The following is a 16,920-nucleotide window of genomic DNA, read 5'->3' as shown; positions in this document are numbered from 1 at the left end:
TGGAGAAATACAGGAAAAGGAGCAGGTAATATGAGCACCAAATTATTCGCAGCTATGTATGGGATGGACCACTACCATGGAGTACAGGTTTTACAAGTGGGGGATACCGTGTATCTCGTCAAAGATCCAGATAATCTTTTGGATCATCAAGCGATTAAGGTTGTTATTCCCCCGATCGGAGCCGTAGGTTATATCGTTAATGATCCACTTGTCGTACCTCATGGATGTTGGATCGGGACGGCATTCTACGATGTATTTCATCAACTCACGTGTGCCAAAGTACGATTCATGATGAGAGATATGGTTATTATGGAGTTAATTGAGATGAGTCACATTCCTGTTCCGCAGATGGATTCTTTGATTAAGGGATGGCAATTTCGTGAAAAAGCTTGATCATCCTAACAGAAGAAAGGCTCATTTACGGATGAGCCTGGTATAGGTCGCTTCCAGATGCATGGCTGTTCTTGCCCAACTGAAGTGTGCCCTTGCGCTGTCTCGGCCAGCCTTCCCTAACATCTCGGCAAAAGTGGGATTGCTTGCAAGTTTGTATAGGTAAGAGGTGAAACGTTGGGGACGCTTATAAGCGGTGACAAGGTATCCATTGATACCTGATTCAATAATCTCACGAATACCTCCGTTATCCGAAGCAATGACGGGTAATCCTGAAGCCATCGCCTCAACATTAACCAGGCCAAAAGCTTCATGTTCTTGAGACGGACAGACCAGACAATCGACTGCCCGATACAATTGATCGATATGCTCATGGTTTATCTGACCACGGAAGGAAACATGGACTTTTTGTTTTTGGGCAAGTTCGCGAAGTTTACGCATGTAATACGGAGGTCCTTTGCCTGCAACAACCAGTTGAACAGGCATCTGTTGCTGAAGGAGAGCAGTTGCACGAATTAATACGTCTACACCTTTTCCAGGAATCAGCCTGCCGACATACAGAATAGAGAAAGGTTTAGTTACTCCAAATTGTGTACGCAGATGAATCTGTTCTTCGCTGGATTCAACAGGCCTGAAGCGGCTTAGATCTGCACCCAGTGGAACAACACTCATCCGGTGTTTTACCAACGGAAATCTGCGGCCTAACCTTTGTCTCAGGGATTGACTATTGACGGCAATCCAATCAGCTTTTTTCATTAATGTGAGTTTGGAAGGCCCGGGCTGAGCAAACGTTAATGAGTGAAGATAGAGTACAACAGGTGTGCGTGGAAAAGCTCGTTTGATGGTCGCCATACTTCGTGGCCTGTTATCCACTTGAATTACATCATAGGGTTGTTGGGATAACAAACGTATGACTGCTTTGGTATACATGACAGGACTCGTTGCAGGGACACGTTGAATGGTGATCCCATCGATCTGTTCTGTGGCGGCGAGACCTTGCATTTGACGACTTATAATGGTCACCTGATGGCGTTGGGCTAGTTCACGAGCGATGCCCAGGATACAGATTTCCACGGAACCATTACCGGGCAAAGGCAATTTCTCGGGTGCAACCATAGCTATTTTCATGATCCGGCTCCTCCTTGTCCGACATCTGTAACAATCTTCGTCATATATCTTATGAGAAGTTAAAGCATTTGGCTCCTGCGAAATGGTAGATGAACCACCCATATAAGCATGCAGGAATAATCTGCTGCATGGCATTAAGCGAGATATTCAGCTTTTGTGATATACTGTACGAGAACAATTGATTTCGTTACATGTATAAAAGCAGGAGGAAAAAAATGTTACATTCTACGCTGGGGCGCTTCCGGCTAATGTTGTGGTTGCAGGGCATTTCGTACGTGTTGCTACTGTTTGTTGCTTTTCCGTTGAGGGATGCCGGGGTTATGCCGCAGGCTGTCACATGGTTTGGGAATCTGTACGGTTTTTTGTTTTTAATGTACTTGTTATTTATGGTGACTATGTACACCTCACAGAAGTGGCGTCTGCGCCGTCCGATTGCTCTGTTCTTTGTTTCTTTCATTCCACTGGGGAATATGATCTACGATGTTGTCGTATTTCGTAAGCTGTGTCGTCAACGAAATAAAGCTTGACTTTATTTAACGTTATGAAATATGATGAGTACAGGTTAAACAACCCGTTCCAACTAAAACTACATATTCCTGTTAAAGGGGAGTAGCTTTTACAGTAAAGTCGTCAATTCGGGATTATATCCCCGGCTTTATTGGCAGCAATTTTGTTGTTAGCGAGACCTTTACCAAGTTTTCATGCTCGGTAAAGGTCTCTTTTTGTGGATATAAAAGGACCTTACCAGTGATGGTAAAGGTCCTTTTTTTTGTACATCATAAGAATATTAAGGAGGAGTCAATGTTGGATGTTTCATTATTATTAGAATATGGGTGGGTGCTTGCTGTCTTAGTGGTCCTTGAAGGATTACTCGCAGCAGATAATGCATTGGTACTCGCAATCATGGTTAAACACTTGCCTGAAGATAAGCGCAAAAAAGCGTTGTTCTATGGTTTGATGGGTGCATTTGTTTTCCGTTTAGGTTCGTTGTTCCTGATCTCTTTCCTCGTCGATGTATGGCAGGTGCAAGCGATCGGTGCCCTGTATCTCCTGTATATTTCCATTAACCACATCGTTAAAAAGATACTGGGTAGTCGCAATAAGACAGATGAAGCAGCTGATTCAACGCCTAAGAAACCGAAAAAACAATCCGGTTTCTGGATGACCGTTTTCAAGGTCGAAGTAGCGGATATCGCATTTGCAGTTGATTCCATTCTGGCTGCTGTTGCTTTGGCCGTGGCGTTGCCACCAAGTGGATTGCCTGCAATTGGCGGACTCGACGGAGGACAGTTTATCGTTATCTTCCTCGGTGGATTCATCGGGCTTGTGATTATGCGTTTTGCAGCCTCATACTTTGTGAAATTGCTTCATTCCCGTCCAGGACTTGAAGTTGCGGCATTTGTAATCGTAGGTTGGGTAGGGGTTAAGCTGGCAGTTATTACACTCGCACACCCTTCATTGGGTGTTCTGGATGAGCATTTCCCGGAAAATAAAATTTGGAAATTCGGATTCTATATTGTACTGATCACCATTGCGGTATGTGGCTGGTTCCTGTCTTCCAAAGTTCCTGAAAAAGAAGACGAAAATCCGGTTGATGAGTTGGAAAAACAAGCAGGACTGTAATAATCATGTTACGCTAACAACATCATTATTATTTGGAAAACAGGAGATTGTCCTAGGACAATCTCCTGTTTTTGTTTACATATGCAATATGCAACATGGTCCAATTTCCAAGAAAAGGGTTGACACATGAATTCTAGTCCCTTTAATATAAGACTAACATTAACGAAGGGAGGCCGAGAGACATGATGCTTGGTTATGATTTGATTCAAACAGGGCGCAACGTAGACACAATAGCATATCCGGCTCATCGTTTCATTGGCCTTATACGGTCGACATAGGGGATAGGCATATCGTTTAGCGGTTTTTATAATCGATATGCGTTCTTCGCTTATATTATAGCGATGGATGACAGACACACAGCATGTTTATGCTGCTCTGTTCTCCGTTATTGTCATTCAGTAGAAGTCATGGGCGATTAGCCTATGGCTTTTTTGGTTTTATTTTACAGATGAATCAGCAAACCGAATTTGCTGAACGTACAGGAAGGAATAATACACTTTTATGAATACAGAATTTAATTTATTTACTAATCCAAATGAAATCGCAGGTGGCTACCGGCATGAAGTAAAATTGCCTGCAGGCGACCTAACCGTATATGCGGCGCAACAGCTCTTCTCCTCGCTCGATTACAAGGTATTCGAGATGGCAAACAATAATCTGCAGATTCCGGGAATCTCTTATATGAGTTACACGCCAGACGTACACGTCGGTGTAGGTACGTGCATTGGAACGACAGCCGTGTGGGATGCACACAGCGGATACGTTTCTCCCTCCATCGTGGGCAGTGACATCGGCTGTGGCATGCGAGTGCATATGACAAACTTGCACAAGGACGAATTGAAAGACATCAAGCTCCGCCGTAAACTCGTCAAGGCCATTGAGAAAGTATTGCCGATGGAGGCAAACCAGCGAGGTCATTACTCGGATATAAGACTGGAGCATATTGTTCGTAAAGGGCTGCATGGTTTACCAAAAAAGTATATTCCGGACAGCTATACACCGAAAAAATCAACCGCGATGACACATGTGGAAAGCAGCAAGTTTAGTTACGATGAGGATGTGTTAAACCACGTTCCTGATATGACGTGGCATCGTTCGCATCGTCAGCTTGGAACACTGGGTGGGGGAAATCATTTTGCCGAGATCCAGGCGATTGAGATCGCTGAAGAGAATCGTGAAATCGCCGAAGCTTGGGGATTGTATGATGGACAGGTCGTGGTCATGATTCATTCCGGCTCTCGTGCATGGGGTGGTTATGTAAGTCAGACGAGTTCGTCAGCGATTGCCAAAGTCATGCAGCGGCTTAACCTGGGTACATCCGATCCCAGACTGGTATTTGCTCCACTTGAGCATGCGGAAGGTCGCCATTATGTGAACATGATGTATTCTGCATTGAATTACGCTGTTGTCAATCGGCACCTGATTGCGTATGCTATTCGCGAAGCATTCCGGGATGTGTTTGGCTCCAAATGTGAATTTCGTACGTTATACGATCTGATGCACAACTATGCCTGGGAGGAATCTCACGCAGACCAAGGTTCCGTTTTTGTGCATCGCAAAGGGGCAACACGTGCGTTGCCAGCAGGTCACCCGGACAATCCAAAGCCTTATCTGGCAACAGGGCATCCGGCACTTATTCCGGGGTCCATGGGAACTGCTTCATATATCATGGTAGGTCAGCCGCAGGGTGCTGATAATTATTATTCAATATGTCACGGTGCGGGTCGCATCCGTTCACGGACGGCAACGAAACGATTGATTAGCGTGGAAGATTTTGCTACGGCACTGGGTGTGGGTACAGAAGATGAGATCGTGGTAAACCAACGCTCACTTGAATCCATTATTGATGAATCACCTCAGGCTTATAAAAATGTAGATGAAATTATAGACAGTGTTACCGGCGCAGGCCTGGCTCAAGTTGTAGCCAAATGCAAACCGCTTGTAGCGGTAAAGGGAGCGAAATAATGACAATAAACGAAAAACAAACAGATCCAACCCAGGCGATCTATACCTATGACGAACAACATGATACCCGAATTCGAGTGGAAGGGTACGCCATCTATTCAAGGCTGATTCGTGGAATCAGTGAGGCGCTCCTCCAGCGCTATGGAGTTGAGTACAAGCTTTATGCCAGTTCTGACCCGAACAATGAATACTGGGAGTTACTCCGGGAAGACTTGCAAAATGGCAGTGACGAAGTGGAATTGGTAGCCCGCATATTCGAGGATCTGGAGCTTCAGACGTTGCATTACGACGATGATGGAGATGTACCCACTTATGGTGTGCATTACTCCATTCGCAATAACGTATTTGCTTATCCGAAATGGGGCGTAGCACTTGTGCGGGTTCCGTTTTTCCGAGAGAACGGGATCTACAGTGAAGACTTTGTCTTTGCCGTCGGTGATGAGGAGATGAAGCAATTTCTGGGAAGTGTCCGGGAACGGGAACGTCAGCAAAATATGAAAAAAGTAACAGTCTACACCGATGCCCGGAATGGCAGCGATCGTCATGTGGAGTCCATCACTCGCTCCGTGGGAAGAGAGGATGTTGTTCTCTCGGCACAGATCAAGCAGGATATTTTCCGCTCGCTGGATCAGTTCTTCGAAGCAGATCGTTCCTTCTACAGAGATTATGATATTCCGTACAAACGGGGCATTCTATTGTATGGGCATCCGGGAAATGGTAAGACCACGTTGGTGAAATCCATTGCGGGAAGTATCCCGGGCCCGGCTGCGTATTGGCAGATTACAGAGTATACCAACAGTGAATCGGTGCGTGAAGTGTTCGAGGCTGCCAAGCGGTTGGCACCCATGGTGTTGATCATTGAGGACATCGATTCGATGCCGGATGAAGTCCGTTCCTTTTTCTTGAATACACTGGATGGAGCTACGTCAAAAGAAGGCATTTTCCTGATCGGGACAACGAATTATCCGGAGAAAATAGATCCGGGCCTCATGAACCGTGCTGGACGGTTTGACCGGGCTTACGAAATTCCGCTGCCAGATGAAGCGCTGCGCCTGCAATATTTGCGGCAGCGGGGCTTCACCATATTTGCTGGTGAAGAAGGAACAATTGAAGCTGCTCGTCTGACCGACACGTTTTCTCTTGCACAGCTGGGTGAGTTGTATGTGAGCGTTGCGCTCGAATGGCATCAGAATGGACAGACAGACATTGTAAAAGTCATTCAGTCGATGCGTGGCGAGCTGGATAAGAGCCATAAACATACTTGGCTGGCGCAGCCAGGTAAGGGCCGTGCAGGCTTTTATTGATCAGACCTAACCCATCCATCCTATAATATGACGCAATTTTATAAATAATCCTACCTCAATTGGTGATACTAACCTTGTCTGCTCTAACATACAATGACTTTCGGGAGGTACATAACGCAGCCCTGAGCTGGTGAGATGCCGGAAAGTAACGCGATCTGTTCCATACCTGACTAAGGCTTGTTTTGCAGAGGAAGATGCATGGGGACAAAAGGTAATATGCAAAAATTTTTATGCCAATTGTTTAAATGCTTCTGTAGCGGTTAATAGTAGACAGACAACAACAAAAACTTTAATTAGAGGTGAATGATATGGGTTGGTTATGGTCATTAATTATCGGTGGTATCATTGGATGGTTGGCAGGTTTGATCGTTGGTCGTGACATTCCAGGTGGTGTTATTGGTAACATCATTGCTGGTTTCATCGGTGGATGGTTAGGTGGAGTAATCTTGGGCGATATGGGTCCTGAGATGGGTGGATTCCACATTGTACCTGCATTGATTGGTGCGATCGTTCTTGTAGCCATCGTAAGCTTGATCTTCCGTTCGATGGGACGTAGTCGTGGGTAACTTTATCAAGATAATTTCTTGAATTAGTTGTCAGCTAAATGCATTATCAATGAAGAGGTTGATTGAGAGCCATAACGATGGCTTTCAATCAACCTCTTGTTGTTTTAAAATATATAAAGATATGCGTATTAGCTATCTATATAAATTGGACTAAACATTTACACGAGAACGTAGAGGACAGAAATAACCTGAAGAAGTGGAGCTAAAAGCTTTCTGCAAGAAAGCTGCTTCGAAAGCATACACTCGCCTTTATCACCAGATTTTCTCCTTGTAAAGCCAGATATAAAAAATCTGGGGATAACAGAGATCAGAAGGTTGTTCTGTCATCGGAGTGGTAAGTGTAAAAGGTAGTTTAGATAAGAGGGGATGAACGGAATGGAAAAAGCTACATTCGCCGGCGGATGTTTCTGGTGTATGGTTACACCGTTTGAAGAACAACCGGGCATTCATGGCATTATATCAGGTTATGCTGGCGGCCACGTCGACAATCCAACATATGAGCAGGTCAAAACCGGGGAGACCGGTCATGTCGAAGTGGTTGAAATTACATTTGATCCAGATGTATTCCCTTATGAACGACTGCTGGAGCTATACTGGCCGCAGATTGATCCCACGGATGACGGAGGTCAGTTCCAGGATCGAGGGACACAGTACCGTACGGCAATCTTTGTGCATAATGAACGTCAACGTGAGCTTGCTGAACAGTCCAAACAGGAACTGGCAGCCAGCGGACGATTCAGTCAACCGATTGTTACGGAAATTCGCGATGCAGCTGTATTCTATCCGGCTGAAGACTATCATCAGGATTACCACAAGAAAAACGAAAAACATTATAAGGAAGACCGTGCGTTATCCGGACGGGACGAATTTATAGACGAGAATTGGAAATAGGATGATTCTATCCTGCCAATGAATAAGCCGGGAGAGCTCCTTATGGAACTCTCCCGGCTTATTATTAGATCGAGTATTTAGTTCGGTTCATTGGTATACGATAAAGAGCCGGAAAGACTCTTTTGTTATTTTGCAGAATTGGACTTCAGTACATATTTGGACAATGTCTCATTGTTCATGGAATAGATGACATCATCGACATAGGTTGAGACACCTTCTAATGAAGGAACTGAGGCACTGGTCGTGTAGATGTGCACGTCTTCCAGCGTCTGAGGATCAAGAATGTATCCTGTTTTGGAAAAATCAAGCTGATACTGACCATCCTGTGTCTGGTCGACATGCATCAATGCAGGCTGTGCGTCCTTGAATGTACGCTCGGTCACTTTACCTTTCATCGTGTACAATTCCAGCTTCTGCCCTGTAAAGACTGTATAACCGTTTCCAGCCGTCTGAATGTAGGCATCACCAGCAATGGCACGTCCCCAAGCAAGCTTGCCATCGATGCCAAAGCCCATCAGTCGGTTACCTGTGTTCTCAAAATTGGCGCGCATAATGATGGAACCATCGTCCAGAATGGCCAGGGATTCACCGCCGCCATCTCCTAATGTATTTGCATTGGCAGGGAATTGGTAGAAGGACAGACGATTCAACGTACGATCATAGATCTCCACTTTGGGATTCGCAGCTTGCTGCCAGAAGTTGCCTACCTTGGTTTGTTTACTGGCATCCACTACAATTCGACCATGATCAGCCTTAAGCACGTTACCGATGATGGTTTTTTCAGTAATCAGCTTGCCCTTTTTGTCATATAACGAGATGGCGGAGCGAACCGAACCATTCGATTGCACGCCCTGACTTGAAGCAACCATCAGCGTATCGTTATCCAATAGGGATATGTTTGCAGGTGAATTCAACGTTTTGACCCAGTTGGTTTTACCAGATGTATTGAATGAGTACAATTTTTTGGTTTTGTCCGAATATTCCATATACACATAAGCTGTACCGTTGCTGGCATATACCGAATCGGAGTAGGTGGTATAAGGACCACTTTTCTCATGGAATATCGTATTCCACTTCAATTGTCCAGTTGTAGCATCGAATGCTTGGAGAGAGTCCAGTTGCCAGTCCAGTGTTGTTTTGCTGCTTGTTTTCGTTACGGGCTGGGAGGCATGTACATATACAAGATTTTTGGATGGCACGGCATGGATTCCCTTGATCAGGACATCTTTTTCCGTATTGGCCTCAGATAACATCAGGGAAGATGACGTCCACGCCGGTTTGGGCATGGATTCGGTAGAGGCAGCGGCGTAACTCGTTGTATTCATGGTGAAGAGGAGCATGCCGCTAAGAATTAGGGCAGCCCATGTTTTGGACTTGTGTTTGGTCAATGTATGCAAGTGATAAACCACCTTTCTTCTTCGGTTCAAAATAGAACCGATTGTTGAATTTTACCATTAAAGTCAAGTTGAATTCAACCGAACACACTGTAACCTTTTATCATTGTTTTGTCGAAATGACCATGTTTGGTGAAGTGTAACGGTTACAGGGAATTCATCTTCTTTCGATGAAGGTGGAAGTCTGATATATTTAGTGCGGTGACAAGCCATATCTGCGTAAGACGTTGGATAGAACATAGGAAATGAACAAGGAGAACAGCTATGAACTGGAGTGAAAATGTGACCCTATGGGTCATAGGAATTATTGTCATATTACTACTGCTGGCCTGGATTATTCGGCGTGTTATCGGGCGCGGACAACGGATACGAAGTGAAGCCAATCCTCGTAAGATCACAATAAAGGACATCGACAAGATGGAGGATGGTTCGGAATTTGAATTATATCTCTATCATTTATTCGAAGAGCTCGGGTACGATGAGGTGCATAAGACAACGAGCAGCCGGGATTTTGGGGCAGATCTGGTGTTTGTTGATAGACTAGGCAGACGAAGTGTGATACAAGCGAAGCGATATGGTGCGAACCATCCCGTAGGATTGAGTGCAGTGCAGGAGATATATACATCCATGCGTTATTATGAAGCCGACCGTTCCATTGTATTAACGTCATCTCGTTACACCGAAGCCTGTCGGACGCTTGCAGCAGTTAATGGAGTGAAGCTGCTGGACCGGGAAGACCTGATGGAATTAATTCTGTTATTCAAAGCCAGAAGAGTGGAAGAAGCACTGGAACTGATCGAAGAAGATGATCACGAACCAATCGAGACGTGGCAGTCCCGGCGAAAGCGGCAATCCCGCTAGGTTGCTTTGTATTACTGTGCTCTAACGTAGATTTTTTTAAATATAATCGAAAGTAGTAATGTAGTTAGGATTAACGTTTTAAACCGTGGAGGCTTCCACAAAAAAACGGATGACTGCGACAGATGCAGATTTTAAAACAATTATAACCAATCGCTAGGTAAATATAGGCGACTGGTTATTTTTCTGGATAGATATTTAGAGCTCCGTTTGTTCATCTGTTAGTTGTAGCATTTCGAATATTTGATTTACCCCTCCCTGGTATCGACAATGTTCACCTCGAGACCGTGACATTTAAAATTGTGGTTAGGATTTTTCCTAACCTCATCTTTTTGAAGTTCATACATAGCTAATTTATAATTTATTTCTTCCATATGTTTCAAACTTTCTTCAATTTTCTTTTGTAATTCAATTTTATGTTTCTTTAACATCTCCTCTCTTTCTGAATAGGTGGAGTTCCCCATCTCATAAGATTCCTTGTAGTCTTTAATTTTAGAAAGTGGCATTCCTGTTTCTTTAAGACAAAGAATAAAAGAAATCCAATCGATTTGTTGTTCGGTATAAACTCTATTCCCTTTTTCGTCGCGCGAAATATTCGGTAATATCCCTTGCTCTTCATAAAATCGAAGTGTCTTTGCAGTTATATTATAATTCTCCACCACATATTTCATTGAAAAAAACATCTGATCGCCTCCGTAGTTACAGTTACTGTAACTGTTATTTTATCACAATAGAAAATTATTAAAAGTAAATCCTTTTGAATTACGTATCAAATTCCTACTTTACTTCCCCTTAGGTTAACCTGATATTCTTGAGTAGAAATTGTGGTTGGGATGGATGAGATAGGGTTACCTTCATCTGTTCCATACATAAGCACTTAGAAATCAAAATACAAAGGAGAACGTACAATGAGTAAATTTAATAACTTGTTTGAACCCTTTATATTCAATAAAGGGATTACCTTAAAGAATAGAGTGGTTATGTCTCCGATGACGACATGGTCAAGTAATGATGATTACACGATTTCCGATGAGGAAGTTGCATATTATAAAAAAAGAGTGAATGGTGTAGGTTTAGTTATCACGGGCTGTACTCATGTCCTACCCAATGGGATTGGATTTACACATGAATTCGCCGCATATAATGATTCATTTATCCCTAGTCTAAAAAAATTGGCAGATGCTGCTAAGAGTGGAGGAGCTCCAGCAATTCTTCAATTGTTCCATGCTGGAGATAAAGCGATTGCTGAATTAGTTCCTAATGGTGAAGTGGTAAGTCCGAGCGGTGTTGCTCTGACTGAAGCAGTATCCCCTAGAGAACTCAAGCATGAAGAAATTCTGGAAATTATACATGCGTTCGGTGAAGCTACAAGACGTGCAATTGAAGCTGGTTTTGATGGTGTTGAACTCCATGGAGCCCACGGTTTTTTACTTCAAAGCTTTTTATCTCCATTCTTCAACAAACGTCAAGACGAATGGGGGGGATCACTAGAAAAACGTCTGAGTTTTCCACTAGCTGTTATTCGAGAGGTGAAAAAAGCTATTGAGAGATATTCGACAAAACCTTTTATTTTAGGTTACCGCATTTCCCCAGAGGAACATCAACAAGATGCCCTTAGAATGAAAGATACTTACGCACTGATTGATAAACTGATTGAAGAAAATGTTGATTATGTTCATGGTTCCTTGGTACAAGCCCTTACGTCAAAACCAAAATATAACCAAGATAACGAAAAAACGTATCTTGAGCTGATTGTTGAACATGCGAATAATCGAATTTCAGTAATTGCAGCGGGTTCTTTGGAAAGCCCAGAGGATGTCTCTGAAAGCTTGGAGAAAGGACTTTCATTAGCGGTAATTGGACGTGTATTAATCTCCGATCCAGAGTGGATTGAAAAAGTTCAACAAGGAAGAGAATCGGAAATTCAAAACGTGATTAAATCATCTAACGTTAGAGATCTTATGTTGCCAGCGAAACTATGGGGTGTCATACAAAATGCAGGTCCATGGTTTAAAGTTGAACAATAAAGAAGATGAAAGATCAAAAAAGGACGCTAATAATAGCGGCCTTTTTTGACTTCAAGAACTTTTGTATTAATTTATCCGCTTCAACAAAAAATGCTTCACCTTCACTTGCGTAGCTGCACATGATATATTGAGTGTATATCAACCAAAGGAGTGTGTGATCCATTATGGCACGTACACAAACACAAAAAGCATTACGCAAAGCAGAGCGGTCAGGTCAATGGTGCTCGGAACAGAGCCGAAGAGTTAACGGAGATTATGGTGCGTTATCCCAGCATGTACGGCTCATGCCTACGAAGCAGGAAAAATTGCAAAAGGTCAAACACAAGAAGCAGATCATCCAGGATGGTGGTGCTTCTTTTTATTTTGTCTATGAGGCGCCGATTGCTGGATAAGTAAGACGATAAAATTCTTTCTTTGGTTGGAAAGTAATCATGTGGACTGTTAAAATCAATGTATCTTAATAAATTGGACTATAAATCCTTGTATATTTAATGAAGGGAAGAACCTATACATATGACAACAGCGCTGCACATGAATAAAAAAATCGTTCGGCGTTTTTTACTGCAAACGCAAGCTTTACTTGGACGTTGGCCCGCAGTTTCCTTACCTTCAGGACCGGACCAAGTTTTGAGTTTGATTCGCTCCCTTGGTTGCGTGCAGATCGATCCTGTGGCTGCTGTAACTGGAAACCAGCATTTGGTGCTGGGGGCTCGTGATCCTGGTTATACTGCTGACAGCTTAAATACGCTGCTGAGTGATCACAAGGTGTTTGAATATTTTGCAAATGCTGCCTGTGTCATTCCAATCGAGGATTATGCTCTCTTTGAACCTGTGCGTGCCCGATTAAGGGAGCGTCTGGCTTCTTCCCTGCAAGGTCTGGAGAAAACAGTGCAGCATGTGTTACAACGTTTGAAGGAAGAAGGACCTTTACCTTCCAGAGCCTTCCGTGCTGTTGAGCGGGTAAGTGGTTATTGGGACAGTGCAGATGTGCCAAAGACAAAGGATACTACACTTGCTCTGAATTTACTGTTAGACTCCGCTGTGATTCGTGTGGTGGCGAGGCAGGGGAATGAACGTTATTTTCATATTACCGAATCCGGATTGCAACAACAGGGACTTACGATAAAAGAAGACATCGATTTATTTGCCCAGAGACAGGCTCTGCTGGATAAATACATTCATGCGTATCGTGTCGTAGATGCCCGTGATCCCCGACTCGGTTGGCTGAAATCTACAGCGGCTGAACGACGCGCCGATATTGCTGCCCGTGTGTCAGATGGGCGAATGATCCCGCTTAAGGTGGAGGACGTGGTGACGCCTTATTATATACGTGCTGAAGATGAAGATTTGCTGCTGCACATGGAAAGGGAAGAGCCACACTATGATCCATCAGGCCCGGTCCGTTTCTTGCCACCGCTGGACAACCTATTATGGAGAAGAGAACGTATTGTTGATTTATTCGATTTTCATTATAAATGGGAGATTTATACCCCAGAGGTGAAAAGAACCTACGGTTATTATGCCATGCCTATTCTGCACGGTGATCGGTTGATTGGACGTATGGACCCACGACTTGATCGCAAAACCGGAGTACTTACCGTTCGTTTGTTATCGATGGAAGAGACTGCTCCACCTGTGGAGGAATGGATCACGGATTTTCGGGAGGGACTTCAATTTTTTGCGTCCATGCATGGAGCACGTTCCATTACTATCGAGAAGACGGTACCAAAAGAGCTGAAAAAGCTGCTTAAATCGATTTGATTAGGAGATATACGAAAGAATGTATGGATACGGAAAATTGGAATTGTTGAGGGGATTTTAAAAAGGACAAAAAAGGGGGAGCCAATTGGCTCCTCCTTCATTGATTTTATAATCATATGTTTAACATGATATCCGCAAGTTAGCTCTAACGAAAACCTAAGCTCACGTCCACGCAAAAACTTCTTTAGTTCACCAGATGAGGCACTTCAACGTTTGGATCAACATCTGCTTCATAATCCACACCATCGGTTTCAAAACCAAACAGCTGGAAGAATTCGCGACGGTAACCTTCCAGATCAGACAGATCGTAGATGTTCTCTGTGGTTAACTCATTCCAGAGTTTCTCCACTTCTTCCTGAACGTCAGCTCTCATCTCCCAATCGTCAATGCGAATGCGACCTTCTGCATCGGTTGGAACTTCCCCTCCTGCATACAGGCGATCAGCGAACAGACGGTGCAATTGCTCGATGCATCCCTCATGCAAGCCTTTTTCTTTCATGACTTTGTACAATGCTGAGATGTACAGCGGCACCACTGGAATCGCGGAGCTGGATTGAGTCACCAGCGCTTTGGCTACAGTTACGTAAGCACGTCCACCTTTGGCACTCAGACGATCATTCAGCTTATGTGCAGTTGCTTCCAAATGATTCTTGGCTTGACCGATGGAACCATCACGATAAATGGCATGCGTAAGTTCAGGACCGATATAGGAGAAAGCGATCGTTGTTGCATCGTCAGCAAGCACACCGCCTTGTTGCAGGGCATCCATCCACAGTTCCCAATCGTCTCCACCCATAACGGTTACCGTTTGACGAATTTCCTCTTCGGTTGCCGGCTCAAGAGTAACAGAGCTGATTTCGCCTGTGTGGAAGTTTACCGTTTTGTTCGTGTAGGATTGTCCGATTGGCTTCAGCACAGAGTTGAATACTTCCCCTGTGTTCGGATCGGTACGGCGTGCGGAGGCTACGCTGTATACAACCAGATCGACTTGACCGAGTTCACTGCGAATCAGTTCAACGGCTTTGTCTCGTGTTTCGTTTGCAAATGCATCACCTGTAATGCTGTACGATTTCAGGCCTGCTTCCTCAGCGGCTTTTTCGAATGCAGCGGAGTTGTACCAACCTGCTGACGCCGTACGTTTTTCTGTAGAACTGCTCGGACGGTAAATGCCGACTGTATTCGCTCCCGCTCCAAAAGCAGAAACGACGCGTGACGCCAGACCGTATCCGGTGGAAGCACCGATCACGAGTACATTACGCGGTCCTTTCAGCTCAGGCTGGGATTTCACATAATCGATCTGTTCCTGCACTTGGGCAGCGCAACCTACAGGATGGGAAGTGGTACAAATAAAACCACGTGTTCTTGGTTTAATAATCATTTATTTGCATCCTTTCATATTCAGCTCATGATTCAGCATTTCGATAAAATGCTCTTACACATACTTTCTTATTGTAAAACAATTACCTCGGAAACGGAAACCGTTTCGTTTGATTTCGCCGGAAGGGTGGCGTTATATCTCTAATTTTGCGATGATGTGAATAGAATGTACTCGCTTGTTAGGATAGAAAGGACAGGGATACCATGCTTAAGGAACGGATTGAACTGCTAAGCAAAAGAAAACAAATCTCCCGTAAAGACCTTGTGGAAGGTCTGGTCACGCAGGCCCACTTTGCCAATATCCTGGCTGATCGTTATCCGCTACCTGAGGACTTGGCAGAAGCCATCGCCGGGCGTCTTGGGGTATCCCCTTCCTATATTCTAAAAGCTGCGGCTCAGGACGAGGAAACACTCGAACGTGCAGAGGTTATTTTCGAACAAATGTCTGTTCCAGCTTCGGCGATATTCGAAGATACGGTGCATGCACTGGCAGATCGGGATGACACGCTGACCGTAGAGTTGACAACGGCCTTGATGAAGGCGGTCTATTATCAACAATTAAACGATGCAACAGCTCATGAGTATATACATACGTCCTACCTCAATTTTTATCTGGAGAAATACGGTCGTCCAGACGATATCGATTTGCCGCGTCCGTTAGTCAAGGCACTTTTATTCTATAAAATACAATATTATCGCTCCAAAATGGCCTTTGTAGATGTATTAACTCATGCAACCAGGCTCAGTGAGTTGGCGCTTCCTGGCAGTGAATTCTGGCTGTCTGTGCAAAATATCAAGATGGAAGCCTACATTCAGGTCAAACAGTATGAAGAGGCAAAACAGGTATTCGAGCTTACGATGCGTCATGTCTATGATCAGCGGATGTTCCATCGGTTGTCCGGGTTATATGTGGCATATAGTGGCTATTGTTTTGCGATGGGGCTGGTTCAGGAGGCACTCTCGGCATTAACCATGGCGGAGGCGAACCTCGTGTATGCGGGCAATCAGGGAGATCTGGTGACGGCGATTGCCAACAATCGGATTGTCATGCTGACAATGACAGGTGAACTGGATCAGGCTCAGGCTGAGATTGAACGATTTGAATCGCTATTGCAGCAGGAAACGGAAGAAACACAGCTCGCGATGCGGCCGCTCGTCAGTGTATATCGATGCGAAGTGGCTCTGGCGCGGAAGAACTGGGGCGTGCTCGCGCAGAGTGTAGATCAACTCTTGAAATGTGCAATAACACAGGACCAGCAGATGAGCGCAACCTTCTACCAGAGCCATCTGGCTCTTGCGCATGGAGATCGCGAAGTTTTCATGGAGCGGGCGCTTGCCTGTCTGCCTTATTTTGAATCCGCGCAGCACGTCATGCGGCTTGAACCGTTATATGAGGGGATGGCCGTAGTATCCGAGGATCAGCGGAAATACAAGGAAGCAGCCATGTATTATCGGAAACTGGTCTATCTGTTACGCAAAAAATAGAGTGGAAATCGGCTTGGAAGAGCCTGATTATGGCATGATTTGGTGCATTGCCAAAGCACTTGGCACAAAATATAGCTGCCAATCGTGAAATGAAGATCGGATTAGCAGATCTTTTTTTGCGAAATTAGCATTATTCCTTACCAAAGAAACG

16 protein-coding genes are annotated in these 16,920 nt (G+C 44.4%); 12 read left to right on the top strand and 4 right to left on the bottom strand.

What is annotated here, in order from left to right; translation table 11 throughout:
- Positions 1–30: 30 nt before the first annotated feature.
- The gene (locus NZ043_RS02075) at positions 31–393 is read left to right on the top strand and encodes an HIRAN domain-containing protein (RefSeq protein WP_091027751.1); all 363 of its coding nucleotides are present in this window, start codon (positions 31–33) and stop codon (positions 391–393) included.
- A gap of 21 nt (positions 394–414) precedes the next feature.
- On the opposite strand, the gene NZ043_RS02070 is transcribed toward NZ043_RS02075, so the two are convergent.
- On the bottom strand, positions 415–1,518 hold the full coding sequence (locus tag NZ043_RS02070) for a glycosyltransferase family 4 protein (protein WP_091027752.1): 1,104 nt from the start codon (positions 1,516–1,518) through the stop codon (positions 415–417).
- Positions 1,519–1,733: 215 nt separating this feature from the next.
- Here NZ043_RS02070 and NZ043_RS02065 point away from each other — a divergent pair, with 215 nt between their 5' ends.
- From NZ043_RS02065 to msrA, 6 genes are all read left to right on the top strand, one after another.
- Positions 1,734–2,045, top strand: a complete 312-nt coding sequence (locus NZ043_RS02065) for a DUF3817 domain-containing protein (RefSeq protein ID WP_339310449.1) — start codon at positions 1,734–1,736, stop codon at positions 2,043–2,045.
- Positions 2,046–2,322: 277 nt separating this feature from the next.
- Positions 2,323–3,141: a TerC family protein gene (locus tag NZ043_RS02060; RefSeq protein WP_133385850.1), complete on the top strand. Its 819-nt coding sequence runs from the start codon at positions 2,323–2,325 to the stop codon at positions 3,139–3,141.
- Between the two features lie 501 nt (positions 3,142–3,642).
- On the top strand, positions 3,643–5,106 hold the full coding sequence (locus tag NZ043_RS02055) for an RtcB family protein (RefSeq protein ID WP_339310447.1): 1,464 nt from the start codon (positions 3,643–3,645) through the stop codon (positions 5,104–5,106).
- Positions 5,106–6,410 (top strand): AAA family ATPase, encoded by a 1,305-nt coding sequence (locus tag NZ043_RS02050; protein ID WP_339310446.1) that lies wholly within the window; start codon positions 5,106–5,108, stop codon positions 6,408–6,410. Before NZ043_RS02055 ends, NZ043_RS02050 begins: the two co-directional genes overlap by 1 nt.
- A 308-nt stretch (positions 6,411–6,718) precedes the next feature.
- Complete coding sequence (locus tag NZ043_RS02045; RefSeq protein WP_062835823.1) at positions 6,719–6,976, top strand: GlsB/YeaQ/YmgE family stress response membrane protein; 258 nt, start codon at positions 6,719–6,721, stop codon at positions 6,974–6,976.
- A gap of 375 nt (positions 6,977–7,351) precedes the next feature.
- Positions 7,352–7,867 (top strand): peptide-methionine (S)-S-oxide reductase MsrA, encoded by a 516-nt coding sequence (gene msrA / locus NZ043_RS02040; RefSeq protein ID WP_133385848.1) that lies wholly within the window; start codon positions 7,352–7,354, stop codon positions 7,865–7,867.
- A 125-nt stretch (positions 7,868–7,992) separates the two neighbouring features.
- Here msrA and NZ043_RS02035 read toward each other — a convergent pair whose 3' ends face one another.
- Complete coding sequence (locus NZ043_RS02035; RefSeq protein WP_339310444.1) at positions 7,993–9,264, bottom strand: hypothetical protein; 1,272 nt, start codon at positions 9,262–9,264, stop codon at positions 7,993–7,995.
- Between the two features lie 261 nt (positions 9,265–9,525).
- Here NZ043_RS02035 and NZ043_RS02030 point away from each other — a divergent pair, with 261 nt between their 5' ends.
- Entirely contained in the window at positions 9,526–10,122 is a 597-nt protein-coding gene (locus tag NZ043_RS02030; protein ID WP_249911922.1) for a restriction endonuclease, read from the top strand.
- A 245-nt stretch (positions 10,123–10,367) separates the two neighbouring features.
- Here NZ043_RS02030 and NZ043_RS02025 read toward each other — a convergent pair whose 3' ends face one another.
- On the bottom strand, positions 10,368–10,802 hold the full coding sequence (locus tag NZ043_RS02025) for a MerR family transcriptional regulator (protein ID WP_339310441.1): 435 nt from the start codon (positions 10,800–10,802) through the stop codon (positions 10,368–10,370).
- Positions 10,803–11,027: 225 nt separating this feature from the next.
- Here NZ043_RS02025 and NZ043_RS02020 point away from each other — a divergent pair, with 225 nt between their 5' ends.
- From NZ043_RS02020 to NZ043_RS02010, 3 genes are all read left to right on the top strand, one after another.
- Positions 11,028–12,146, top strand: coding sequence for an NADH-dependent flavin oxidoreductase (locus NZ043_RS02020; protein ID WP_339310439.1), 1,119 nt, complete (start codon positions 11,028–11,030; stop codon positions 12,144–12,146).
- Positions 12,147–12,310: 164 nt separating this feature from the next.
- Positions 12,311–12,538: a hypothetical protein gene (locus NZ043_RS02015; RefSeq protein ID WP_091027777.1), complete on the top strand. Its 228-nt coding sequence runs from the start codon at positions 12,311–12,313 to the stop codon at positions 12,536–12,538.
- Between the two features lie 121 nt (positions 12,539–12,659).
- Positions 12,660–13,907, top strand: coding sequence for a crosslink repair DNA glycosylase YcaQ family protein (locus NZ043_RS02010; RefSeq protein WP_339310437.1), 1,248 nt, complete (start codon positions 12,660–12,662; stop codon positions 13,905–13,907).
- 184 nt (positions 13,908–14,091) lie between these two features.
- Here the strand turns inward: NZ043_RS02010 and fabV are convergent, their stop codons facing one another.
- Positions 14,092–15,285: an enoyl-ACP reductase FabV gene (gene fabV / locus NZ043_RS02005; protein ID WP_339310435.1), complete on the bottom strand. Its 1,194-nt coding sequence runs from the start codon at positions 15,283–15,285 to the stop codon at positions 14,092–14,094.
- A gap of 203 nt (positions 15,286–15,488) precedes the next feature.
- Here fabV and NZ043_RS02000 point away from each other — a divergent pair, with 203 nt between their 5' ends.
- The gene (locus tag NZ043_RS02000) at positions 15,489–16,769 is read left to right on the top strand and encodes an XRE family transcriptional regulator (RefSeq protein ID WP_339310433.1); all 1,281 of its coding nucleotides are present in this window, start codon (positions 15,489–15,491) and stop codon (positions 16,767–16,769) included.
- Positions 16,770–16,920 lie beyond the last annotated feature (151 nt).

The sequence above is a fragment of the Paenibacillus sp. FSL k6-2145 genome (assembly GCF_037976585.1).
Classification (GTDB): domain Bacteria; phylum Bacillota; class Bacilli; order Paenibacillales; family Paenibacillaceae; genus Paenibacillus.
This window is presented reverse-complemented; position numbering and strand designations above follow the sequence as displayed.